The following is a 22,627-nucleotide window of genomic DNA, read 5'->3' as shown; positions in this document are numbered from 1 at the left end:
CCCTACGGCCGCACGGTCTTTTCCTTTACCTGGCACTCAAAATAGGATAGCATCTTTTTTGCTTTGCCCCGGAAGATCCACACCACGCGCCGGGAGGCGACATCATTTGAAGCGCGGTCTGGAATGCCCCCGGCCGCCCAGAGGGTCATGAACGAATACGAACGGTTCAAACAGAAAATCCAAGCGCAAGCGGAAACACTCCAGGACGCCGTCCAGCGGCTCGAAGACAACCGCCTGATCGACGGTGCGAAAGCTGGCCGCTGGAAGGCACAGTTGCGCCTGGCCGTCGGATCCATGGAAACGCCCCTGGTGCGCATCGCCGTGGTGGGCTCCGTCAAATCGGGGAAAAGCACCCTAATCAACGCCGTCCTCGGAACCGACCTTCTCAAGCGCGGCGCGGGAATCATCACGTCCTTCATCACCCGCATCCGATCGGCGGAACAGCCGGGAGGCTGGGTGGCGCTCAAATCCTGGGCCCAGGTCAACGCGGAAGTGAACGACGCGGTGCGCCTGCTTCCCGTCTTCGGGGATTCCCTGGATGAGACACCAGCCGTGGATCTGCGGCGGGCGAAGGACCGGGAGCGGCTCCGCGGCTGGCTGGAAACCGTTCAGAGGGACTGGCAGCAGGCCCGCGGCCGGCTGGATCCCAATTTCATCCTACTGAACGCCTACCTGGAAGGCTACCCGAAACTCCGCGACACCGTGGCTGAAACCTCGAGGCGCCTGGACCTGGACCCCCGGCAGTTGAAAGCCCACCAGCGATTCGTGGGTGAAGAATCCCAGGCGGCCTACCTTGAGGATATGGAACTCCACCACCCCATGGCCTGGCTTTCTGGGGAGATCGAAATCGCCGACTGCCAGGGAAGCGATTCCCCCAACCCGCTCCACCTGGCGCTGCTCCAGCAGTATCTGTTGCAGAGCCACTTCATCCTGTACGTCATCAGCAGCCGGACGGGGCTCCGCGAAGCCGACTTGAAACTGCTCGAGGTCATCAAGACGCTGCGCATGCTGCCGCAGACCTTTTTCGTCTTGAACCTGGATCTGGACAGTCACAGCGGCATGGAAGACCTGGAGGCGTCCATCGAGCGGGTGCACCGGGAACTGGGCTGGACCGTCCCGAGCCCCAACCTGTTCGCGTTTTCCGGCCTGTTTCAGCTGGTGGCGGCCTTGGGCGAAGAGGCCGATGAGCGCGAAAGCCGTCGGCTCGAACTGTGGCGGAAAGACGCCGCGGCCGCCGCCCGCCACGAAAAGGGCTTCCTGCAGCTCAAGGAAGAACTCACCGAGCGCATTGACCGGCAGCGCACCCGTGTGCTTGTGAACGCCGGACTCGGCCGGCTCGCCATGACGGCTCACTCCATCTCCGACACCGCCCGCACCCAGAAGGTGTTCTTCGGCGAACGTCTGGATCACCTGCAACAGTCGGCTCGGCACCTGGAAAATCGCCAGAAGGCCCTCATGGCCACCCTGGGAACCCTGGAAAACGCCGTCACCGGCCTCCGGGAAACCCTCAAACAGGACATGGACGGCGCCGTGAGCCGCTTTTTCGACCTCGACCGCGGCCCCGTGGTTCAGGAAACCCTCAAGACGGTCGAACACTACCCCATCGATCCGGACTACCTTCAAGAACTCAACGACCCGCGGCGGCTGGTGCGGCAACTGCACCGCTTTTACCTCGAATTTCGCAGGGATCTGTCCCGTTACCTGGTGGAAAAGGTAAACCTTCGAGCCATCGCGTTCGGGAAGGAACAGGAGGATGCGCTGCGGGAAAACCTGGAGCGGTCGTCGCGGGCCTTCTGGGCCCTTTTCCAGACGGCCATGGAAGAATACCGGGCCGAACTGGCCAGGCATCACGTTGACCTGCTTCCCATGGACCAAGGCCCATCCAGTGAATGGATCCAGTGGGAACCGCTTGCCCCGCCGCCGTTCAGCGGCTTCGTGGAAGAAAACGCCGTGGGCCGAAGCGTGCTCCTGGTCAAGTTCGGCTTGGGACGCCTCACGCGTTTCCTTTCCCAGGTGAAAGGCCGACTCGGCCGAAAGGGCCCGGACTCTTCCGCCGCCGGGCCGCCCCAGTCGCTTCAGGAAGCCATCGACCTGGTGAAATCCGAAACCGCTTCCGAACTGATCTACGCCTTCAAAGATTACCGTCAAAATTTCCGATTCATGTACCTTCACCGGATGGCCGATTCGGCGGCGAGCCGGCTCCTCGAAGCCTTCCGGTCACGGGCGGAAGCCGCTCACGTAAACTTCGAAGATCTGGTGAAACGGGGAGCCGACGCGGAAGACAGGCGCCGTGAAGACATGAGCATCCTGGACGAAATCGGCACACGGGCCGAAGAGCTGCTGGAGGAATGGGAGGCTCTGTGCTGCGCCATCAGCCTGGAATGGCTCCCTCGGGGGGGCGCGGAAAGTGTTCCGGAAGCGGAGCGGTCACGACCGTCTCCTCCCCCGTGATCGGATGCGGAAAGGCCAGGCGGTGGGCATGCAGAAGGAGTGGCCCTGGAAGGGTGCTGCCGTAGCGCCGGTCGCCGATGACCGGGTGGCCCGAGTCGGCCAGGTGAAGCCGGACCTGGTGCGTCCGGCCCGTCAGGGGTTCCGCGGCGACCAGCGACCGCTCGGAACCGCGCCACAGCACTCGAAAGTCCGTGCGGGCAGGCTTTCCTTCCCCTTTCGGACACGCCAGATAGCGGCCTTTTCCGCGGCCGATGTCCTTTTCCACCGACCACCGGTCGGCTTCCGGAACCCCTTGACACCAGGCCAGGTATGATTTGACCATTCTCCGCTGCTGAAACAGGCTCCCGAGAGCCCGGTTCACGGAAGGATCCAGCGCGAACAGCATAACCCCGCTGGTTTCCCTGTCCAGGCGGTGGTGAAGAGCGGCGTAGGGGGTTCCACCGGCGGCTTTCAAGTGGCGCAGAACGGCCGCGTAGAGATTGTTGTACGCGTCGGAAGGGGTTTCCTGGCTGGGAACGCCGGCTTCTTTGTCATAGGCGAGGATCGAGCGGTCGCGGTGGAGGAACCGGGCCGGGTCCACTTCGTAAAAACGACGAATCCCCTTGCGGGGCCAATGAACCCGCACTTCGTCGCCTGGGAACAGCCGGCGCGAAGGGTTCCGTTCGCGGCGGCCCGAGACCTGGACCGACCCGAAGTCGATGAGATCCCGTGCATCGCTTTCATTCAACCGGCAGGCCTGCACCAGGAACTCGACAAGCGTCGCCCCCTGCTGCCGCTGTCCCACAGACTCTTTCCAGAACGTGATTTCAGATACGGTCATGGCAGACCCAGCATGCCGATCCCTGTTGTAAGAGGCTGTCTGAGAATACTCTTCTCATTTTTGGGGATCGGGTGTCCGCTTTTTCGCGAAGGGGGGCGGTTCGCAAACGGCACGTAAGGAACGCCTCATGCCGGGGGTTGAAACATCGCCGCCGCGGCTTCCAACGGGCCGCAGCCGGGAATCGTTACCGGGAAGCTGAGTCCGCCGGGCTTCACAGATCGTCCATGGGAACTTCGCCGGCATCCTCCGTTTCCGCGCCCCGCGCCTCCTCTTCCATGGCTTCTTCGACCATGGCGTCCACGTCCTCGTCGAACTCGTCGCCCATCTCGTGGCTCATGGCTTTCATGAACCGAGCGATGCTCTTGGGATCATCTTCGTCGAGTGCGCCCAGGCGCCCGGGGTCGGCCAGGCGCTCCAGCCGCGTTTCCTCGGACAGGCGGATCCTCACCCGGGACGGCACGCGCTGGAGTGAATTTTCGCCGCAAAAACGGCAATTTTCGGGTACGGGTTCCGAAACCCGAAGCGTGATGAACTCGTTCTTTCTACCGCATTTCACACATCGGAATTCATAGATGGGCATGGGCGCTCTACCCCCTTCGTGTGAAGCCGTGGTCTCGAAGTCCCGTCACGGTTCGATCGGTCGCCGGACAAATGAGGGCGGGCGTTTCGCACCGCCGCCGCACGGCTCGCTCAGCCGCCGGCTTTCCTTTCCGGACTCGGGTCGTCGTCGGTGATGATCCGGGAGTACCGCTCGTAGGCCTTCCAGAGATAAGGCGGAAGGCAGAACATGGCCCGAGCCGTTTCGGGGGAAAGGTAACGGAGCGGAAGGCCGCAGTTCCGGACGCTTTCGACGAACTTCGCTTGCGACCAGGCGGGGTCCAGCGGAACCAGGATGTGGGCATCCGGGCGATGAAAACTGTGGATGAAATACGGATATGGTTGAACCACCGGAAACACGCTCTTCAGGGTGTTGACCATGCGAGCGTGCAGTTCCACCTGCTGAGGGCTGACCCCTTCTCCCTGGAACGCCGCGGCTCCGCCCGGATTCAACCGCTCGCGCACGCGCCGATAAAATTCGCTGGTGAACAGATACACCGCGGGGCTACCTTCCAGAGGATCGCTCAGGTCCACCAGGATCGCGTCGAAGGAGTCCTCGACGCGCTCCAGGTACCGCCGGCCGTCCTCCACGACCACCTCCAGCCTGGGATCTTCGAAGGCGCCGGCGTGCCAGCCGGGAAGGTGTTCCCGGCACACCTCGATCAACTGGCCGTCGATGTCCACCATCACCACCCGACGGACGCTTTGGTGGCGCAAGACTTCCCGAACCGTCGCGCCTTCCGCACCCCCGATCACCAGGACCGCCTCTGGGCGGGACACGCTGAGCAGCGCCGGATGGACGAGCATCTCGTGATAGATGAACTCGTCCATCTCCGACGACTGGGCGATACCGTCCAGGAAAAGCATCCGCCCGTGCAGCTGCGTTTCGATGATGTCGATCGCCTGGAACCGCGAGCGTCCCCGGTAGATCACCCTCTTGCACAGATACTCGATGGCTTCTCCTTCGTGGGCGGGCTCGCGGTATCGCAGGTGATGCGATGCCGGACGCTTGCTCACGGTTTATGCCTCAAGCGCTCCGTGGGGATGTCGAGCATGCCCCGCCGCATTTCTGTGACAAACAGGCTCTCGGCTTGAAGTTCCTTCTTGATGTAACGCAGGGACGCGTCCGAATCGATCTGATCGCCGCACGTGAAGATGTCGAGGGCGCAGTAGCCGAATTCAGGCCACGTGTGTATGGAAAAATGGGATTCGGCGATGACGACGACGCCGCTCACGCCGTGAGGGGAAAACTGGTGGAAAACCGGTTGGACAATGGTGGCTTTGGAGATGTTGACCGCCTCGACCAGGATGCGTTCCACTTCCTCCACCTGGTTGATTCGATACGCATCACAATGGTACAGTTCCACAATCAAGTGTTTTCCTAGTGATTTCATCTTCTTCTCTGCTTCCTCACGTCATGGGTGAACCCTTTATCCCTGGGTTGACAAAAAAGAAAAACCTCCTATTCATGGGGGGGAGATCGACGACCTCACCGAACACGCGCCATAAATGGAGGCGAGCCAAACGGACCTTAATATACATAAGCGCTTTCCGAATGCAACAGAAAAATCACCCCTCCTTTCCCGATAAGGGAAACGAGTTGACAAGGCGCCGCGCTCCTGCAACACTCCGGCACGCGCTCGGTTTTCCTGTTGCTCGCCGCCGTGTCAGCGGTTCCCGTGCGAAGTGAGGACCGCCACGGCCGGCACCGACGCTCAGAGGGAAATCACCGTTCGGATGGAATAGGAAGGCCGCCTGGTCCAGGCCCTGGGCGTGGACACGGACATCGTGCTCGCGAGCGCCAAGGCCTTCGTGGACGGCCTCAACAAGTTGGAATTGACCCGCAGGGAACGCTCCGTATCGGAATTCAGAGATGAAGAGAGCCTGCTGCCCAGGCTCTGACCGACCGCGGGGCGCCCGAAGACGCCGCTTTCCCCGTTCAAGCAACGCAAAGGAGTCTCCTGGAGTCACCCTTATGACGTTTCGCCGAATCCCCATCTCAGTGGCGCTTTTCTGGCTCGTGGCCGCCTCGATGCTCTCCCCGTCGCCGGTCCCGGCTTCCCAACCGGTCCAGGTCGAGGCGGTCTCGGCCTTTCTCGTTGAAGTTTCGACGGGGACGGTCCTACTGGAACAGGCCCCCGACGTTCCCATCGAACCCGCCTCCTTCACGAAGCTGATGACCCTTTACCTGGTTTTCGAGGCCGTGGAACATGGAACGGCCAAATGGAACGACGCGGTCTGGATCAGTGAAAAGGCCTGGCGGACCGGTGGATCCAAGATGTTCATCGAAGTAGGAACCCGGGTCCCGCTGGAAGACCTCGTGAAGGGTATTGCCGTGGTATCGGGAAACGACGCCTGCGTGGCCGTGGCCGAACACCTCTACGGCACCGTGGAAGGCTTCGTCGACGCCATGAACCGCAAGGCCGAGGAACTGGGCATGACCGCCACCCGGTTCCGGAACCCCCACGGACTCCCTCACCCGGAACAGATCACCACCGCCCGGGACATGGCGACCCTTGCCACCGCCTATTTGAGACGGTTTCCCGAAGCGCTCCGTTTCCATTCCATGCTGGAATACTCCTACAACAACATCACCCAACCCAACCGGAACCACCTCCTTACAAAAGACCCAACGGTGGATGGGTTGAAAACCGGCTACGTGGCGGCGGCCGGCTATCACCTGGCCGCCACCTCGCTCAGAGACGGCATGCGGCTGCTGGCCGTGGTCATGGGCGCCAAGAGCCCCTCCGTCCGGGAAGCGGAAGCGCAGAAGCTGTTGAATTACGGCTTCCGGTCTTACGTCCTGCTGCAGCCGTTTGAGCCCGGAAAGCCGGTGGCCGCCGTCAGGGTTTGGAAAGGCGTAAAGGACTCCCTGGAACTCTTCCCGGCTTCCGCTGAAGGTTTTGTTGTACCGGCGGCCATGAAAGATGCCGTCCGCACGGAACTCAGACTGCCCGAATCGGTGACTGCGCCGATCGGAACCGGCGCTGTGATCGGTTCCGCGGTGATCACGGTTGGAGACGGGGAACCGCGGGTCATCGACCTGGTGAGCCGGGAGGACATCCCCCAGGCCGGCGTTTTTGTCCGGGCGTGGCATTCCCTGCTGAAGGCCGAGGACTGGAACTGGGGCCGGATCGGGGCGGTCACGGGCGGGATTGCCGTCGGGGCCGCAGCCCTGGTTTTCCTTGCGCTGCTGGCCCTCCGCAGGCGCAACCGTAAGCGCCGCTCAGCCGCCCGCTTTCACCCCCGCCGGTTCTGAATGCGGTACCGGATTCCGCCGGGACTTCTCACACCCGGCGGCCCCGCTACCGATCCGGAAGATCATCGCTCAGGCGCGTTCTTGATGGAACTCTTCCCGGCCTTGGAATCACCGATTCCACATCGAGGCGATATTCACGTGGAAATACCCATCTTGGGGAGAATCCAGCGGTTGAGCACCACCCATCCCACCACTATCCCCACGGGGATCAAAATTTCCCAATTCATGGCGAAACACTCCTTTTTCCACCGTTTACGTTCCACAGCCTGCGGGAAAGCACCCGCGGGTCGCGCCAATTGGGACACCACCGCTTCGGCGCACCGCCGAGTCGCCGGTCACGCTCAGCTGAAGCCGCCCAGCCCACCGCCGCAGCCGGAAGCGGATCCGGCACCCGCCGCATTCGTCAGACTGCCCTGACACGAAAACGAAGACAAGAGGCGCTTCACGTCGTCTTTCCCGCAGGCGGGACAGACGACCTTTCCTTCGTCCCTGGAAGACCACACAAACGTTTCGAAGTCCTTACCACAGCTGCAGCAATGATACTCGTAGATCGGCATAGCTTCACCTCCGCAAACACTTCAACCCTGGGGCGCCGAGAGTCTCGGTTGACATTGACGGACAGACCCTTTAGATTAGCCGCGGCTGACCGATCCGGCAACAGTTATCCGGTGGAAGGGAGCTTGGATCATGGGAACGTGTGATTCGAAGTCGTGTGAACATTGCGAAAGCAAAGACAAACATTCACGGGAAGACGTGTTGAAGTGCAAGCTCGAACGCATCAGGCACAAGCTGATCGTGATGAGCGGCAAGGGCGGCGTCGGTAAGAGCAGCGTTGCGGTGTATCTGGCCCTGGCCCTGGCTCAAAAGGGCTACCAGGTGGGACTCCTGGACATCGACCTTCACGGCCCTAGCGTGCCCAAGATGCTCGGTCTCCACGGCCTCCTGCGCATCACCCCCGACCAGGAAATCGTCCCTCACGAATACCGGCCGAATCTGAAGGTGGTGAGCATCGAATCCATGATGGAAGATACGGATTCCGCGGTCATCTGGCGGGGACCGCTTAAGCATGGTGTGATCCAACAGTTCATCGCGGAGTGTTCCTGGAACGACTTGGACTTCCTGGTTATCGACTGCCCGCCCGGAACCGGCGATGAACCGCTCAGCATCGCCCAGCTGATCCCGGACGCTCAGGCCGTCATCGTCACGACCCCCCAGGAGGTGGCTCTCGCCGACGTCCGGAAATCCATCAACTTCTGCAAGAAGGTGAACCTGGACATCGCCGGCCTGGTGGAAAACATGGCCGGGCTTTACTGCCCTCATTGCAATCGGTTCATCCCCATCTTTCGGACCGGCGGAGGCGAAAAGACCGCCGAACGGATGAAAATCGACTTCCTGGGTTCGCTCCCCTTCGACCCCTCGGTTGTGGAAGGCGGCGACGCGGGAAGGCCTGTCCTGGAAGACGCATTGGAATCCCCGTTCAAAACAGCGGTGCATGACCTGGCGGACGCGGTTCTGAAAAAGGTGTCACGCCAAGATCGAGCGGGCGGTGGACTGCGCGAAACCACCGTCCACTGAAGATCCGGATCCGCGAACATCCAGGAACATCCGGTTTCGGCCATTGCAGCTTGGGAGCCTGGTCGGCGAGATACGCCCAGCGACCCGAAGCCTTTCCAGGAGCGGCCTTCTCCGCGATGGGGGTCGCCGGCAAGCCGGCTACCACAATAAGGCCGTGAGACGTATTCCCGAACAAGGTCCAAGGCGTATGATGGCGAGCCCCGGGGGACACGCGGACCCACGGGGCCGTTTCGTGGATTGCCGCGGAGGACCCTGCCGCCGTGGCCCGAGCAGGAGGAGGGAGATTCATGCCGGCGATTTCTCTCGACCAGGAGAAGCTCACTGACGATCAACTGAAGACCCTGGACGATATGTGGCGCCGTTGCGTGCGGCGCATCATTTTGAGCACCACGTTGGCCGGAAGCGGCCATCCGGGCGGCTCCATGTCGTCGCTCCACCTGCTCCTCATGCTCTACAGCACCCTTCGGCACAGGCCCCACGATCCCGGCTGGACGGAGCGCGACCGGCTGATCGTCAGCATGGGACACATCAGCCCCGGCGTCTATGCCGTTCTCTGCGAATTCGGCTACATCGCGGAAGACGCCATGCTTCTCGAATTCCGCCGCGCAGGCTCTTCCTTCGCCGGGCACGTGGAAACCTGCGTGCCGGGGGTGGAATGGAACACGGGCAACCTGGGCCAGGGGCTCTCGGCGGCCACCGGTATGGCCCTGGCCCTCAGACTGCGACAACGGGACGCCCGCGTGGCCGCGCTCATGGGAGACGGCGAACAGCAGAAGGGCCAGGTTTCGGAAGCGAGACGCTTCGCTTGGAAGTACAAACTGAGCAACCTGCTGGGGATCGTGGATCGGAATCGGCTCCAGATCGGCGGAGACACCCAAACGGTTATGCCGCAGAGGATCCGGGACGAATACGCCGCTAGCGGCTGGAACGTGATTTCAGTGGAAGACGGCCACGATTACCGGGAAATTTTCGACGCCCTCCGCCGCGTCCATCGGCGGGACGTTCCCGACCCGGCGCGCCCTTCGGTCATCGTGGCGCGGACGGTCATGGGAAAAGGCATCTCTTTCATGGAAAACAACGCCCACTACCACGGGTGCGCTCTGACCGAAGACGAGGCGGAACGCGCCTTCGCCGAACTGGGCATGGAAAACGCCCTGGCATCCTTCCAGGAAAAGCGCCGGCACCACCGCCTGTTTCAGAGCGCTTACTGCCCGGCTATTCCATACCCCGAAATCCATGAGGGCTCACCGCGGGAGTACGGGGCCGACGTGCGCATCGACAATCGGTCGGCCTATGGAGCGGCCCTGGAGGACCTGGCACGGCTGAACAACACCGGAGACACGCCGAAAATACTGGGCTTCAGCTGCGACCTGGAAGGGTCGGTGAAGATGAAGGGGTTCCACAAGGTTTCGCCTGATGCGTTCTTTGAAGCCGGCATTCAGGAACACCACACCGCCACGGTTTCCGGGGCCGTGAGCCGCGAAGGGTTCGCCGTCTTTTTCAGCACCTTCGGCGTCTTCGGCGTGAGCGAAGTCTACAACCAGCATCGACTGAACGACATCAACGGGTCCCAGCTGAAGCTGGTCTGTACGCACCTGGGCCTGGACGTGGGCGAGGACGGCCAGACCCATCAGTGCATCGACTACATCGGCCTTTTGCAGAACCTGTACCACTTTTCCATCTTCATTCCGGCGGATCCCAACCAGACCGACCGCATCGTACGCCACGCGGCCCAACATCCCGGCAACTGCTTCGTGGGCATGGGCCGCTCCAAGACCCCCGTGCTGACCGACAGAGACGGCGTCCCCCTCTACGGCGGCGACTATCGTTTTCGACCGGGCCGGGCCGACTGGGTGCGGCGGGGAAGCGACGGGGCGATCCTCGCGTACGGCCCCATGGTGGCCATAGCCCTGGAGGCTCAGAGGCTGCTCGAAGAAGAAGACGGACTCAAGGTGGCCGTCGTCAACTGCGCCTCCATCAAGCCCCTGGACGAAGACGCCGTCATCGAAGCTGCGGGAACCGGCTTGATCCTCACGGTGGAAGACCACCACGTGGAAACCGGGCTCGGCGCCCGAGTCGCTGGAGTCCTGGCCGACCGGGCCGTTTCCTGCCGCCTGGTCCGCCTCGGAGTCAAACACTACGGGCATTCCGGCGCCCCCCGGGAGCTCTACCGCATGGAAGGGCTCGATGCCCCGGCAATCCTGGACGCCTTCAGAAAAGCTCACGCAGCCGTTCGCTCAGGTAAATGACGGAAGACGCCAAAAACGAGGCTGTGGCCGGATCCCGGCCTTCAGACGCGGCGGGTCTCCGCCCGTCCACGATTTGGATGCCGCTTCCGGGCGGCGGAACGAGGAGCGTTCCCAGCCTCTTGGTCAGTCGCTCCGTGAGCAGCCTTTCCTGCCAGCGGGTGAACCGCGGATCCGTGAAGGCCCGAAGGAGCGTCGTCTGCCAGAAGAGGCACCGCCTCATCCTGGAAACCGACGGCACGGGCCGGAAACCGGCGAAACTCAGGAAGTCGGAGTAAAACTCAAGGCATGCCGGTACAGGCGGTGTCCCTTCCCGGAAGGCTTTCAGGCGGGTACGGTAGGTTTCCGGCGGGGCGAGCAGGGGAATCCAGAGCGCTTCCAGCTGGCCTTCCAGCCAGTGGTGGCAGGATTGGGGCGGCAACCGATATTTCCGACAGGGCTCAGAGCCGGAAAAGCTTTCACGGTTGATACTGGGATGCCAAAACCCGTCGGTCAGAAGATGGGAGGCCACCCCCAGGAGGCAGTAGAAAACCGTCGTGTATTTCAGCAACGGCTTGGCCTTCAGCCAGGACGCGCACAGCCTGAATCCTTCCTCCCCCTCGTAACGGTGAAGGCTCACCCCTGTCGCCGACCAGCGAAAATTCGGGAGATCGTAGAAAAAAATATCGGGCAGAACCGACCCCAGGAGAACGGCCGACCGCTCCTCACTTCCCTCGCCGGGAAGCAAGCCGGACAGTTTCAAAGACTGTTCGGTCAGCAACATGTGGAACCGTTCTTTGGGCATTGTGAATGAAAGGCTCCTAGCAGTGGCTGACTCCAAAGGATGGTGGATCGGCCGGGTGGAACTGATCTGGTGCCTTTACGACTGGGCCAATTCCGCCTTCGCCACCAGCGTTCTCGGGACATTTCTTCCCGTGCACTTCGCGCGGCACGTGGTGCCGGCCTCCGGCCTGGAACTCGCCTTCCGGCGGTGGAGCTGGCACATCGAAGCCCCGTCGCTCTGGGCCTACACGGTCTCGCTCGCTCTTTTCATCGTTGCGCTTTCCGCGCCACTTCTGGGAGCCGTCGCCGATCACCGGGGCCGCAGAAAGACTTTCTTTCTGGCGTTCGCCGCCATGGGATCGCTGGCCACCTGTGCCCTGTACGGAGCCACCGCCGGCCGCGTGGGCTTCACTATCTTCGTTTTCGTGCTGGCTCATATCGGGTTTTCGGGAAGCGAGGTCTTCTACAACGCCTACCTCCCGGTGATCGCCCCCTCTGAAAAACGCGACCGGCTTTCCGGCTTGGGCTACGCCTTCGGTTACGTGGGCGGAGGTCTCCTCTTGGCGATCCACCTGCTCTTCATCCGCAACCACGCGGCATGGGGGGTCCCCACGGTGGACGGCGCCGTCCGCCTGGCGTTCGTTTCCGTCGGCATCTGGTGGGCGGTTTTCACACTGCCCAGCCTCTTTCTCCCCTCCGAAGAGACGCCCCCCCGCCTTCCCCTTCGCCGCATCCTGGCCGGAGCCGTCCGGGATCTCAACGACACGATCCGAGACACCCGCCGGAACCGTCACCGGTTCCTGTTCATCTTAAGCTATTTCATCTACAACAACGGCATCCAGACCGTCATCAGCATGGCTTCCATCTATGGAGCCACGGAACTCGGACTTTCGCTTCAAACCCTTCTCGGTGCCTTCCTCCTGACCCAGTGGATCGCCTTTCCCGGGGCCGTTTTCGTGGCGCGGTCGGCCGAACGGTGGGGCACCCGGCGCGTTCTTTTCATGACGCTCTGCCTCTGGTGCGCCATCGTCGTCTATGCCTATCGCATGACCTGCGCCTGGGAATTCTGGATCCTGGCAGCGTTCGTCGGGTTCATCCTCGGCGGCAGTCAGTCCCTCAGCCGGTCCCTTTACAGCCAGATGATCCCGCCGGACCGGAGCTCAAAGTTCTTCGGCTTTTTCGCCGTCGGCGGCAAGTTTTCCGCCATCCTGGGTCCGCTGTGCTTCGGGATCAGCCGTGACCTCCTGGGCGACTCGCGCCGCGCCATCCTCACCGTCCTTATCTTCTTCCTCGTGGGCATGGCCCTTCTCTCCAGGGTCCGCGTGGCAGACGCAAACGCCTCCGCCCTCCAATCGAAAACACTCACTTGCCGGGATCACGGCGGAGCCGCTCCCTGAAGGCCTGGATCGCTTCGGGAATGAGCCGCCTAACGAAGGAAGCCCGGTCGCCTTGGAAGGTGGATTGGAAATCCGCGTAGGCCGGGTGCGTTTCCGCGAGCGGCGGCGTTTCGTTTTTCACGACCTGGAACCGGACAGCGAACTGTTCCACCATGTCCATGAGCGGGATGCCGTCGGCGGGATAGGTTTCCACCCAGCCCAGACGCCGCATGCATTCGAATCGGAGTTGATCCACCAGGAAGAGCGTGATGTCGATGACATCGATTTTCTCCGCGGGCTCCAGCCGTTGAAAATCCAGGTCCCTTTCGCCCATGCCCAAGACGGCCATCACGAAACCCTGGATAACGGCCCCCGAGGTTTCACCTCCCTGGATCAGCTCATAAAGGCTCCGGTCCGAAAGGTCCCGAAGGCGGGTCCAGAAGTCGAACGCCTCCCCGAACCGCAACACCCAGGATCTGAAAGCCTTTCGGGCCGCGAGCTGCCGCTTTCGTTCATCCAAATCAATGACGTCTCCCACCTGTTTTCTCCCGGCGACCGCCGCCCCGTCCTTTAGAAAACATCGGCGGAAAAAACAAAAATCTCGGTTCTCGGGTCCTTCCACGCATCGGGGGGAAGCCCGGCTTTTCGACATGTCCATTCCAGCAGTTCTTCACGGCTCCAGCCGTGTTCCACCGCCACCTGAGGAAGCAGCAGACCGCTCCGATGCCCACGGCGAACCATCACGCCGTGAACCCCGACTACGATTTCCGATGGGTCGTGAATCCGTTGAAGCGGCGTCAAAACAGAGATCTCCAGGTCGAGATCGTCCAGTTCGTCCGGCTGAAGCGGCGGGAACCGAGGGTCGCCGAAAGCGGCTTGGACAGCCATCTGAGCGACAGCCTGATAAAGCGGCTCTCGCCCTTCTATCAGGCCGATGCACCCGCGGAGACAGCCTTTCCTGTGGAGCGAAACGAAGACGCCGCGGGGTTCTTGGAGCTTGGAAGCATCGGGTTTCGGCACGGGGCGATAGACGTTGCGGATCCTGTTTCGGATCGCCTCCCATGCGATATCACGAAGCGTTTCCTTTTCTTCCTGCGACAGCCCCAAGTCCACCCCCACCGGCTGATGCCGCCTATTCACCTCACGTCCCTGCCCCGGATTGTCCACCAGGGCCGCCGCCATGTATCCCACCACGCTGCGGGTATCTCCCGTCACGTCTCCGGAGTTGGCGTAGTGCAGCACCCGCCCCTTGGACGCTCCGAGTTCCTTTGCGGTCCACATGACCACCGTGAGCGGCCAGGCGCCGCACGCTTCACATCGCCCGCTTCGAAGCTCCTCCGCGAGGCCCTCCGGGTCGAACGCCTCCACGCGATCCAGCACCCGGCGGTCCAGGCGCACGGCCTGCTCATAGGGATGGTAATGAGAAAGATCCGTGCTGGCCACCAGGAGGATGTTCCGGCCCGCGCAGGCCTCGGCGACGGCTTTGGCCGTAAGCCGTGCGGCTCCTTCCGAAAGGTCGCCCAGGAGCACGGGGGTCAGCCGGAAATCGCCCAGCACCACCTGAAGGAAGGGCAGCTGGATTTCCAGTGAATGTTCCTGCGCGTGAGCCTGCGGAACATAGCCGAAAAGATCTGAGTGCTTCCGCAGGGAATCCACGATCTCCCGGTCCAGGGGCACGACACCCAGCGGCGTCCGGTATCCTCCCAGATGGTAGATACTGGCGCCCGTGAAATAAGCCCGATGGCTCGGCGCCATGATGAGCACACGATCGAACGGGTGCTGCTCCAGCAGCTTGTAGGCGTGGGCGGCCACACCGCCCGAATACAGGTAGCCGGCGTGGGGAGCCACCAGCCCCACCAGGCGCCCCTTGAGCGGCTCCACCCGGGCGCGTGCCAGGTGGCCGAGGATTTCGCGCCGCAGCGCTTCCGGGTTTCCCGAATACCACGTACCGGCAATGACCGATTCTCTGATTTTCTCTCGCTCCATAGCTTCACCTCGTCCCCGGAGCTTCTGGAGGGTAACGCCTCGCCCCTCCATAACTTCGACCGAGAAAGCTCCCGTCGAATCCCTCCGAGCAATGCCCCGGGTTTTTGATCCTAACGCAAACTTTCCTATAATATAATACATCTTCTTCAGGCAACGAACGCTTCGACTTCTTAAGGGAGACAGCAGGGCGCCATGCGAGTCAAGCTTGAAAACATCGGCATCATTCTTCACCGGCCGCACTTTCCCGAAAACATCGGAGCGGCCGCCCGAGCGGCGAAGAACATGGGGATCAGCCGGCTGGCGGTGGTGGATCCACTGGACTGCGACCTCACCCGCATCCTCAAAATGGCGACCCAGGCCGCCGAGGACCTGGTGGCCGACATGGAAATTTACGAATACCTGGCCGACGCCGTGGGCCCATACCAATACGTGGTGGGCACCACCGCCCGCACCGGCTCCCACCGGCCGACCGTAGCCGATCCCAGGCGCATGGCGGAACAGCTCATCGCCCTCAGCCGCGAAAACCGAGTCGCCCTTCTGTTCGGGCCGGAAAACCGAGGTCTTTCCAACCGCGAACTTCGCTTCTGCCACAGCTTGGTCACCATCCCCACCCATGACTTCTCGTCCCTGAATCTGGCTCAGGCGGTCATGCTGATCTGTTACGAGATCTTTCGAGCCGGCGTCGAAACGCCTCCGGTTTTCGTTCCACGGCTCGCCACGTCCTTTGAACTGGAGGCCATGTACGAGCAGCTGGGCGAAACCCTGGCGAGGATTCATTTCATCAACCCGGAAAACCCAGACCACTGGATGGAAAACATCCGGCGCGCCGTGGGCCGGCTCGGCCTGAGAGCTCGAGACGTGAAGATCATCCGTGGTATATGCCGGCAAATCAACTGGTACTGCGGAAAACGCCTGGAATCTGCGGAAGCCGAGGCAGAGCAAAGCCCGAAAGCCCCCCCGGCTTCTCACGAAAATCAAGACTCCCGGGACTCCAGAGGGATCTTGTGATTCACCAGGGACATGCTGTGAATGGTCCCTTGGACCACTTTCCGCTCGCCGAAGATATTGGTCAGATGGGGGCATTGAAGCCCGGGGCCGCGTGGCTTCCAGGGAAGGTATGGCTTCGGCGTATCTCGAAGCCCGTGATAATGTTTGACTTGAAGGGGTGTCTTCAGTAGAGTGACGTCGATTTTTCACACGGTGACGGGCGGACGCGCCGACACAACCATGAGGCTTTCGAGAGACCACCCCTTCGTCCTTCCGGCGAAAGGCGGCATGACCCGCCGGTTTTTCCGGAACGGGATCAACCCCGGAATGGCGCGCGGGTTTTGAGTAAAGGACTTAACCATCCGGTCGATGCTTTCGGGCTCTTTTCCCTGGTCACTTGCAGATCCGGGTCCTGAAATGGTGTGGAAACGTCACGGCTTGGGCGCGTTGTCGGGACAGCACGAGGAGGTTCGAGATGCAGGGTAGGATAGGTGGCGATATCGCGGTTTCCGCTGTGCCTCGCAGGTGGATGAAACAAGGCGTACTGGCTCTTGCGGTCCTGGCGGTGGTGGGGCTCCTCGTTTTTTTCGCCATGCCCAACCGCTACATCTTCCGTTCGGAAGGAAACGCACTGAGCCTGTGCCAAGGCAGGCTGATGGGTCTCGTGGGCCGCCCGCTCAAGGGCTATGAACACATCCCTATCGGCAGTGACGCCGTGAAGGAACTGACGGGCCGGTCCTTTTCCAGCCCGGAAGAGGCCCTGGCGGCCCTCAGGGAGATCCTCAAAGGAGAAATCGACGCCGCCTACAGAGCGCTCGCTCCCTTGGAAGCGCCTCTGGCCGAACGCTACCGAACCCTCCTGGCCGACCTTCAGGCCGCCCGCATCGCCGGTATGGAAAATCTAGACCTTTCCATCGACACTCTGGACGCCTGGCTGCGCATGTACGAAGCCCGCTCCACGGCGACGGCTCAAACCACCGGTTCCGATTGACCCCTGTTGCAGCCGCGGTCGCCCACCGACCCGGAAAGGAATCGCTTGGCGGCTACTCCAGAACCACCCGGTTTCGCCCCTCTTCCTTGGCGCGATAGAGGGCTCGGTCCGCCGCCCCGATCAGTTCGTCGGCCGAAACGCCCCTGCCCTGCAGGGTCGTTCCGCCGAGGCTTGCGGTGATGTTCAGTTGAAGCGTCTCCGTTTCGATGGGCGCTCCGCCGATGTGCTCCCGGATTCGCTCGGCCACCGCCTGCACCGTTTCCCGATCCGCCCCGGGAAGGATCACCAGGAATTCCTCGCCGCCCACTCTTCCCGCCGCGTCGTAGCGGCGAACGGAGGCCCGGATGCGGTGCGCGCATGCCCTGAGCACTTCGTCGCCCACCATGTGGCCGTACGTGTCGTTCACCCGCTTGAAATGATCGATATCGATCATCAGCAGCCCCAAGACGGCTTCTTCACGCGCGGTGCGGGAAAGTTCGCGGTGGAGCGTATCCAGGGTGGCGGCCCGGTTCAGCAGCCCGGTCAACCCGTCGTAGGTGGCCTGGATGCGAAGCGCCTCCCGGGCGGCTACCAGTTCCGAGTGCAAGTTCACGATGCGCTGCCCGATCCTCACCCGCACCTGCAGCTCGCTGGCGTCGAAGGGCTTCACCATGTAGTCGTCGGCTCCCGCTTCCAGACCCGCCACAATTTCTTCGCGGGATGTTTTGGCCGTAAGAAGGATGATGTAGATGTAGCGTTCTTCCGCCGGCACTTCCAACCGGATTCTCCGGCAGACATCGACCCCGTCCATGCCCGGCATGATCCAGTCCAGAACGGCCACCCGGGGGGAATTCGGACGTCTCAGTATCTCCCAAGCCTCCAGCCCGTCCGAAGCGGTGTGCACTTCGTACCGCCAGCGCGACAGCATTGCCTTAAGCATGGCGCGCGTGGTCCGATCGTCGTCGGCGACGAGCACCCGGGAAGGCGGGGCGCCCGCGTTTCCTTCAACCCCGGTCACTTCCACCCTCATATCGCCTCCAGTATCCCTCGACATGACACCCTTCTCTTTCGTTGGAACTAAAAAGCGGGAGATGCTTCATCGATTCGAAGACGTTCCACCGCCTGCCGAAGGCACTCGAATGCCTTCTCGAGTTCCGCCATCGCCGACGTCGCGGCTTCCCCATCACCCCGGACTCCCGCCGATTCCATGCTGAAGGCGGCATCCTGAAGGGCCGTCGCCGAAACGTTGGCCGAAGACCCTTTGAGTGTATGGGCGTTGCGCCTCAGCGCCTCGGTGTCTCCGGCTTCCAGGGCCGCACGGAGGGCCGCCATCTGCTTGGGGGCATCCTCGATGAATCCCACGAGGATGTCCTGGGCCAGTTCCACGTCACCGCCCAGCCGCAGCACCAGGCTTTCCCAGTCCAGGATCTTCCGCGAATCCGGGACGGAACCCGCCGGCGCCGCCGCCTCCCCGGAACCGGGATCGGGCGCACTATGCCGCGACTGGCGCTGGATGGCCGCCATCAGTTCATCCGGCTGTACGGGCTTGGCCACATAGTCGTTCATTCCGGCTTCAAGGCATTTCTCGCGGTCTCCGCGCATGGCGTGAGCCGTCATGGCGATGATGGGGACCGCAGGATCCAGAACCGGAGCCCGCCCTTCCCGGATGATCCGGGTCGCTTCCAGGCCGTCCATTTCCGGCATCTGGATATCCATGAGGACCAGGTCGTAGGGCGTTTCGGAAAGGGCCGCCACCGCCTCCTTGCCGTTGTTTACGGCAACCGCCTCGTAGCCCATCTTTCTGAGAATCCCCAGGGCCACCTTCCGGTTGATGGGGTTGTCCTCCGCCAAGAGGATCCGGCACTCCGCCACCGGGGTTTCCCGACAGGGCGGCGTCTCGTCCTTGCGCACAAAGGCGCAGGAATCGCCGAAGACCCTTTCTCCAATCAGCATGGCCAGGCAGTCGTACAGCCTGGAATACTTCACCGGTTTTGGAAGGGTCGCGTTGAAGTCGCCTTTTTCAAGGCCCAACTCGCGCTCGTCTGCACCGATGGAACTCAACAGCACAAGGGGAAGATCCCGCCCGCTCGGCGTGAGCCGGATTTTCCGGCTGAGGGCCGCGCCGTCCATGCCGGGCATCTGCATGTCGAGCAGGGCGATGGAAAAAGGATCCCCCACGCGCCGGCCTTCCTCCAGCCGCTCCAGCGCCTCCAAGCCGTCTTTCGCCTCTTCGAACCGAAATCCCCAGGTTCGGAGCATCTCGCCGATCACGAAGCGGTTGGTCGTGTTGTCGTCCACCACCAGGACCCGATGCCGGCACAGCTCTTCCGGTAGTAAGGGCGGGGGACCCGCACAGCGACGCTGCTTTCGAAAAACGGCCGTAAACCAAAAGACGGAACCCTTCCCGGGCTCACTTTCCACGCCGATACGCCCCCCCATCATTTCAGCGAGGCCCTTGGAAATGGCGAGTCCCAGCCCGGTCCCGCCGTATTTTCTCGTGATGGAGGCGTCCACCTGTGTGAAGGACTGGAAGAGGGCGCTCCGGCGATCGGGGGGAATCCCGATGCCCGTGTCGGTGACCGAAAAGCGGACTTCGGTCTCTTCTTCGCGCTCACTTTCCAGGGTGACGCGGATGACCACCTCACCCTTTTCAGTGAACTTGACGGCGTTTCCCGCCAGATTCAGCAGGACCTGGCGCAGCCGCCACGGATCGCCCCGCAGCTGCGAGGGGACGTCGTGGTGAATGAGGCAAGCCAGTTCGAGGCCCTTTTCGTGAGCTCGAAAGGCCAGGCTTTCGGCCACGTCTTCCACCGTCGTGCGAAGATCGAAGTCCGTCTCCTCCAGTTCCAGCTTTCCCGCTTCGATCTTCGAGTAATCCAAGATATCGTTTATGATGCAAAGCAGGTTATCGGCGCTGCTTTGCACGATGCGGACATATTCGCGCTGTTCGGCGTTCAAGGGGGTGTCCTGGAGCAGTCGGGCCATGCCCAAGACGCCGTTCATGGGCGTCCGGATTTCATGGCTCATGTTGGCCAGAAATTGGCTCTTCGCCTGGTTGGCCAATTCCGCCTCCAAAGCCAGCCGGTTGGCGTGCTCGATGGCCTTTTCCAACTGCTCGTTGGTCTTTTCCACCGCAGCCAGAGCCTGTTCCAGTTCCTCCCGGGCGCGCCGGTGTTCCGTAATGTCAACGGCCGAGCAGACCACGTATTCCACTCTGCCGTCACCGGCCAGTTTCGGCGAACGCGTGACGGCCAGCAGCCGCACTTCTCCGTCGCCGTTGCGGCACCACTCCACCGTCCTCAGGGGCTCACCCCGCTCGAACACCTCCCGGTTTCGCTCGATCACCGTTTCCAGCTCGTCGGCCCCATGGAACTGACTCAGGGCTCCGCCCGCCAGCTCCGTCGCGTCACGACCCAGAAAAATCGCCCGCGCCCGGTTCACGGCGCCGTAGGTCTCCGGATCTTTGAGGAACCAGACCTGGCCCTCCATGTTGGCGAGAAGGATCTCCTGTTCTTCCGTTTTCCGGAGCAGCTCGTTTTCGCGCTGGCGCAGGATGCCGGCCATCTCAATGAACTTTCGGTCCATGACCTGGAGCTCCTGGACCCGGACCCGGCTTCCGTCCCAGGAAATACCTTCTCCGCCTGTGGCCACCTTCGGCAGGGATTCCGAAAAGTAGTGCAGCGGCCGGACGATCAACCGGTCCAGCAAGCGCTTGGTGGCGACGGCGAAAAGCCCCACGAAGAGAATGAAGGCGGCCATGGTGATGCCGCCCGTCTTCATGACTGGTTGAAAGAGCGAGGATGCCGGTGTGGCCACAACGACGAGCCAATCGGGTTTGGCGAGGCGGCTTCCGGCGGCGAGATAGGTCCGATCTCCCGCCCTGACGAATTCGCACACCGGGCCTTCCGCTGCATGGATCTTTTCGATCAACTCTCCGATCCCCCCGGCTCCGACTTCCGAGGCGGCCGGCCGTCCCAGGCCGGCCAGGATGTTCCCCTGCCGGTCGGCCACCACCACCCAGCCGTCGGACACATCGTGAAGCGCGCTGAGCTGGCCTTCCAGCGCATCCAGGTTGAGCTCCCCAAACACCGCTCCTCCCGAAAACATGGTATGCCCCACGCTCACCGTCCGGCGCCCGGTGAGCGGCGAGCGGAAGGCGGGGCTCACGTAGGTGAGCAGCGTGGGGGATTCCAGAAGTATCTTCACCGGTTCGACAACAGCCTGGGCAACCTTCGTTTCCGGGATGGAAGCCCGCAACGTTCCCCGGGCATCCACCCAGGACAGGCGTTGAAAGCACGGGGAGGCGTTGTAGAGGTTGTTCAAGAGCCGCGGAAGAATCTCGACCTCGTCCGGCTGAAACAGGGCCAGGCCTTCGAGCATGTTCTGGGCGCTGCGGACGTAGAGCTCCGTGGTCGCCGCTACAGACCGGGCCAACTCCAGGTGAGTCTCGCGACCGGCACGATACTGATACCAGCCCAGCAGGCATCCGGCCAACATCATCAGCAGGCACCCTATGGCCACAAGTCTCGGAAGCAAGTATCGATAAACGATCATGGCCAACGGTCTTGATGCCGCCATTCACACCTCCCTGGATCTCGAGGGTTGCTCAGCAAAGCAGCACCGGGAGCTGAGGCATTCCGACAACACGGCAGTTGTTTTAACAATCGGCAGAAAACCGGTTGAAATTTAAGGCTTTCCCAATGGAAACCGTGAGGGGTGGGCTCGCGGGCAAAACGCCGCCGGTCACTCCTTCACGCCGCCGGCCAGTTCCAGCGCCGCCCGATAGACCGCGTTTTTCGGGAGCCGAAAGGTCTTCGCCGTATGAGCGGCGGCCTCCCGGATGCTCATTCCGGACTCCAAAAGTCGGCGTAGTTCTTCGCGCCACAGTTCCAGAGACCGGACCGCCTCAGCCTCCCCCCGGTATCCATCGATCACCAGCGTGAACTCGCCACGGACTTCCCCCTGAAAATGCTCCAGAGCTCCCCGAATATCGCCGCGGTAGACTTCCTCGAACCGCTTGGTCAGTTCCCGGGCCACGGCGATCCGGCGGTTTCCCCAGTGGCGGTACATGTCCTCCAGGGACCTCAAAAGGCGCTGAGGGGCTTCGTAAAGGACGAGCGTCATCGGAAGGCCCGCAACGCCGGCGAAGAAATCCGACCGCGCCCGGCCCTTCACCGGCGCAAATCCCAAGAAGGCGAAGGGCTGAGGCGGCAGGCCGGAAATCACCAGGGCCGCCGTCACGGCGCTCGGACCCGGAACCACCGCCACGGAAAGGCCCGCTTCAATCGCTTTCCGTACCAAATGCTCCCCCGGGTCCGAAATGCCGGGTGTCCCCGCATCGGTCACCAGGGCCAGCGACCGACCGCTCTGCAGGCGGGCGATGAGTTCCGGTTCCCGCTTCCGCGCGTTGTGTTCGTGGTAGCTGACCAGAGGCTTGTGAATGTCGTAGTGTGTCAGGAGTTTCCGAGTGCGGCGGGTGTCTTCGGCAACGATCGCATCGACGCCTTTCAGCGTCTCGAGAGCTCGAAGCGTGATGTCCCCCAGGTTTCCGATGGGGGTTGCAACGATGTAAAGCGTCCCTTGCAGCACAATCGGGCT

The 22,627-nt window shown here is 62.3% G+C and carries 18 protein-coding genes and 1 pseudogene; 8 read left to right on the top strand and 11 right to left on the bottom strand.

The features are described from left to right. Window positions 1-123: 123 nt before the first annotated feature. Window positions 124-2,451, top strand: coding sequence for a dynamin family protein (locus tag FDQ92_RS13720; protein WP_137425416.1), 2,328 nt, complete (start codon window positions 124-126; stop codon window positions 2,449-2,451). Here the strand turns inward: FDQ92_RS13720 and FDQ92_RS13715 are convergent. The 4 genes from FDQ92_RS13715 to speD form a co-directional block, all read right to left on the bottom strand. After that, the gene (locus FDQ92_RS13715; protein WP_137425415.1) at window positions 2,372-3,271 is read right to left on the bottom strand and encodes an RluA family pseudouridine synthase; all 900 of its coding nucleotides are present in this window, start codon (window positions 3,269-3,271) and stop codon (window positions 2,372-2,374) included. The two genes, FDQ92_RS13720 and FDQ92_RS13715, sit on opposite strands and share 80 nt — an antisense overlap. 211 nt (window positions 3,272-3,482) lie before the next feature. Beyond that, window positions 3,483-3,851, bottom strand: a complete 369-nt coding sequence (locus tag FDQ92_RS13710) for an FmdB family zinc ribbon protein (protein WP_137425414.1) — start codon at window positions 3,849-3,851, stop codon at window positions 3,483-3,485. Window positions 3,852-3,961: 110 nt separating this feature from the next. Further along, window positions 3,962-4,885 (bottom strand): fused MFS/spermidine synthase, encoded by a 924-nt coding sequence (locus FDQ92_RS13705; RefSeq protein ID WP_137425413.1) that lies wholly within the window; start codon window positions 4,883-4,885, stop codon window positions 3,962-3,964. Then, a complete protein-coding gene (gene speD, locus FDQ92_RS13700; RefSeq protein ID WP_137425412.1) occupies window positions 4,882-5,262 on the bottom strand; it encodes an adenosylmethionine decarboxylase in 381 nt (126 codons plus the stop codon). The genes FDQ92_RS13705 and speD overlap by 4 nt, the downstream gene beginning before the upstream one ends. Window positions 5,263-5,554: 292 nt before the next feature. On the opposite strand from speD, the pseudogene FDQ92_RS16340 reads away from it, so the two are divergent. Together FDQ92_RS16340 and FDQ92_RS13695 are read left to right on the top strand one after the other, a co-directional pair. After that, window positions 5,555-5,770: pseudogene (locus FDQ92_RS16340) on the top strand (alpha-isopropylmalate synthase regulatory domain-containing protein); the annotation flags it as partial. Window positions 5,771-5,843: 73 nt separating this feature from the next. Further along, the gene (locus FDQ92_RS13695) at window positions 5,844-7,127 is read left to right on the top strand and encodes a D-alanyl-D-alanine carboxypeptidase family protein (RefSeq protein ID WP_170180375.1); all 1,284 of its coding nucleotides are present in this window, start codon (window positions 5,844-5,846) and stop codon (window positions 7,125-7,127) included. Between the two features lie 341 nt (window positions 7,128-7,468). Here the strand turns inward: FDQ92_RS13695 and FDQ92_RS13690 are convergent, their stop codons facing one another. Then, window positions 7,469-7,684, bottom strand: a complete 216-nt coding sequence (locus FDQ92_RS13690) for an FmdB family zinc ribbon protein (RefSeq protein WP_137425410.1) — start codon at window positions 7,682-7,684, stop codon at window positions 7,469-7,471. 130 nt (window positions 7,685-7,814) lie between these two features. On the opposite strand from FDQ92_RS13690, the gene FDQ92_RS13685 reads away from it, so the two are divergent. Both FDQ92_RS13685 and FDQ92_RS13680 read left to right on the top strand, forming a co-directional pair. Then, window positions 7,815-8,702 carry an Mrp/NBP35 family ATP-binding protein gene (locus tag FDQ92_RS13685; RefSeq protein ID WP_137425409.1) on the top strand — a complete coding sequence of 296 codons (888 nt, stop codon included), beginning with the start codon at window positions 7,815-7,817 and terminating at the stop codon, window positions 8,700-8,702. Between the two features lie 287 nt (window positions 8,703-8,989). Next, complete coding sequence (locus tag FDQ92_RS13680; protein WP_137425408.1) at window positions 8,990-10,951, top strand: transketolase; 1,962 nt, start codon at window positions 8,990-8,992, stop codon at window positions 10,949-10,951. On the opposite strand, the gene FDQ92_RS13675 is transcribed toward FDQ92_RS13680, so the two are convergent. Further along, window positions 10,914-11,711 (bottom strand): zinc dependent phospholipase C family protein, encoded by a 798-nt coding sequence (locus FDQ92_RS13675; protein ID WP_170180374.1) that lies wholly within the window; start codon window positions 11,709-11,711, stop codon window positions 10,914-10,916. The genes FDQ92_RS13680 and FDQ92_RS13675 overlap by 38 nt on opposite strands. 43 nt (window positions 11,712-11,754) lie before the next feature. Here FDQ92_RS13675 and FDQ92_RS13670 point away from each other — a divergent pair, with 43 nt between their 5' ends. Then, entirely contained in the window at window positions 11,755-13,107 is a 1,353-nt protein-coding gene (locus FDQ92_RS13670; RefSeq protein ID WP_170180373.1) for an MFS transporter, read from the top strand. Here the strand turns inward: FDQ92_RS13670 and FDQ92_RS13665 are convergent. Further along, window positions 13,073-13,624: a hypothetical protein gene (locus FDQ92_RS13665; RefSeq protein WP_137425405.1), complete on the bottom strand. Its 552-nt coding sequence runs from the start codon at window positions 13,622-13,624 to the stop codon at window positions 13,073-13,075. The genes FDQ92_RS13670 and FDQ92_RS13665 overlap by 35 nt on opposite strands. A 32-nt stretch (window positions 13,625-13,656) precedes the next feature. Further along, complete coding sequence (gene amrB / locus FDQ92_RS15800; protein WP_246041740.1) at window positions 13,657-15,072, bottom strand: AmmeMemoRadiSam system protein B; 1,416 nt, start codon at window positions 15,070-15,072, stop codon at window positions 13,657-13,659. Between the two features lie 192 nt (window positions 15,073-15,264). Between amrB and FDQ92_RS13655 the strand changes: the two genes are divergently transcribed. Together FDQ92_RS13655 and FDQ92_RS13645 are read left to right on the top strand one after the other, a co-directional pair. Continuing rightward, a complete protein-coding gene (locus tag FDQ92_RS13655; protein WP_137425404.1) occupies window positions 15,265-16,080 on the top strand; it encodes an RNA methyltransferase in 816 nt (271 codons plus the stop codon). A 454-nt stretch (window positions 16,081-16,534) separates the two neighbouring features. Continuing rightward, complete coding sequence (locus FDQ92_RS13645; RefSeq protein WP_137425403.1) at window positions 16,535-17,050, top strand: hypothetical protein; 516 nt, start codon at window positions 16,535-16,537, stop codon at window positions 17,048-17,050. A 52-nt stretch (window positions 17,051-17,102) separates the two neighbouring features. Here FDQ92_RS13645 and FDQ92_RS13640 read toward each other — a convergent pair whose 3' ends face one another. The 3 genes from FDQ92_RS13640 to rsmI form a co-directional block, all read right to left on the bottom strand. Continuing rightward, window positions 17,103-18,083: a GGDEF domain-containing response regulator gene (locus tag FDQ92_RS13640; protein ID WP_246041739.1), complete on the bottom strand. Its 981-nt coding sequence runs from the start codon at window positions 18,081-18,083 to the stop codon at window positions 17,103-17,105. 23 nt (window positions 18,084-18,106) lie between these two features. Continuing rightward, window positions 18,107-21,607, bottom strand: coding sequence for a response regulator (locus FDQ92_RS13635; RefSeq protein WP_137425402.1), 3,501 nt, complete (start codon window positions 21,605-21,607; stop codon window positions 18,107-18,109). A gap of 165 nt (window positions 21,608-21,772) precedes the next feature. Next, window positions 21,773-22,618 carry a 16S rRNA (cytidine(1402)-2'-O)-methyltransferase gene (gene rsmI / locus FDQ92_RS13630; protein ID WP_246041737.1) on the bottom strand — a complete coding sequence of 282 codons (846 nt, stop codon included), beginning with the start codon at window positions 22,616-22,618 and terminating at the stop codon, window positions 21,773-21,775. Window positions 22,619-22,627 lie beyond the last annotated feature (9 nt).

The sequence above is a fragment of the Desulfoglaeba alkanexedens ALDC genome (genome assembly GCF_005377625.1).
In the GTDB taxonomy this organism is placed as follows: Bacteria; Desulfobacterota; Syntrophobacteria; order Syntrophobacterales; family DSM-9756; genus Desulfoglaeba; species Desulfoglaeba alkanexedens.
This window is presented reverse-complemented; position numbering and strand designations above follow the sequence as displayed.

Coding starts and splice junctions, on each gene's coding strand:
- FDQ92_RS13635 (WP_137425402.1), bottom strand. CDS start 21,607: ATGGCGGCATCAAGACCGTTGGCCATGATCGTTTATCGATACTTGCTT.
- FDQ92_RS13695 (WP_170180375.1), top strand. CDS start 5,844: ATGACGTTTCGCCGAATCCCCATCTCAGTGGCGCTTTTCTGGCTCGTG.
- FDQ92_RS13655 (WP_137425404.1), top strand. CDS start 15,265: ATGCGAGTCAAGCTTGAAAACATCGGCATCATTCTTCACCGGCCGCAC.
- FDQ92_RS13715 (WP_137425415.1), bottom strand. CDS start 3,271: ATGACCGTATCTGAAATCACGTTCTGGAAAGAGTCTGTGGGACAGCGG.
- speD (WP_137425412.1), bottom strand. CDS start 5,262: ATGAAATCACTAGGAAAACACTTGATTGTGGAACTGTACCATTGTGAT.
- FDQ92_RS13675 (WP_170180374.1), bottom strand. CDS start 11,711: ATGTTGCTGACCGAACAGTCTTTGAAACTGTCCGGCTTGCTTCCCGGC.
- FDQ92_RS13720 (WP_137425416.1), top strand. CDS start 124: ATGCCCCCGGCCGCCCAGAGGGTCATGAACGAATACGAACGGTTCAAA.
- FDQ92_RS13690 (WP_137425410.1), bottom strand. CDS start 7,684: ATGCCGATCTACGAGTATCATTGCTGCAGCTGTGGTAAGGACTTCGAA.
- amrB (WP_246041740.1), bottom strand. CDS start 15,072: ATGGAGCGAGAGAAAATCAGAGAATCGGTCATTGCCGGTACGTGGTAT.
- FDQ92_RS13680 (WP_137425408.1), top strand. CDS start 8,990: ATGCCGGCGATTTCTCTCGACCAGGAGAAGCTCACTGACGATCAACTG.
- FDQ92_RS13710 (WP_137425414.1), bottom strand. CDS start 3,851: ATGCCCATCTATGAATTCCGATGTGTGAAATGCGGTAGAAAGAACGAG.
- FDQ92_RS13685 (WP_137425409.1), top strand. CDS start 7,815: ATGGGAACGTGTGATTCGAAGTCGTGTGAACATTGCGAAAGCAAAGAC.
- FDQ92_RS13640 (WP_246041739.1), bottom strand. CDS start 18,083: ATGTCGAGGGATACTGGAGGCGATATGAGGGTGGAAGTGACCGGGGTT.
- FDQ92_RS13645 (WP_137425403.1), top strand. CDS start 16,535: ATGCAGGGTAGGATAGGTGGCGATATCGCGGTTTCCGCTGTGCCTCGC.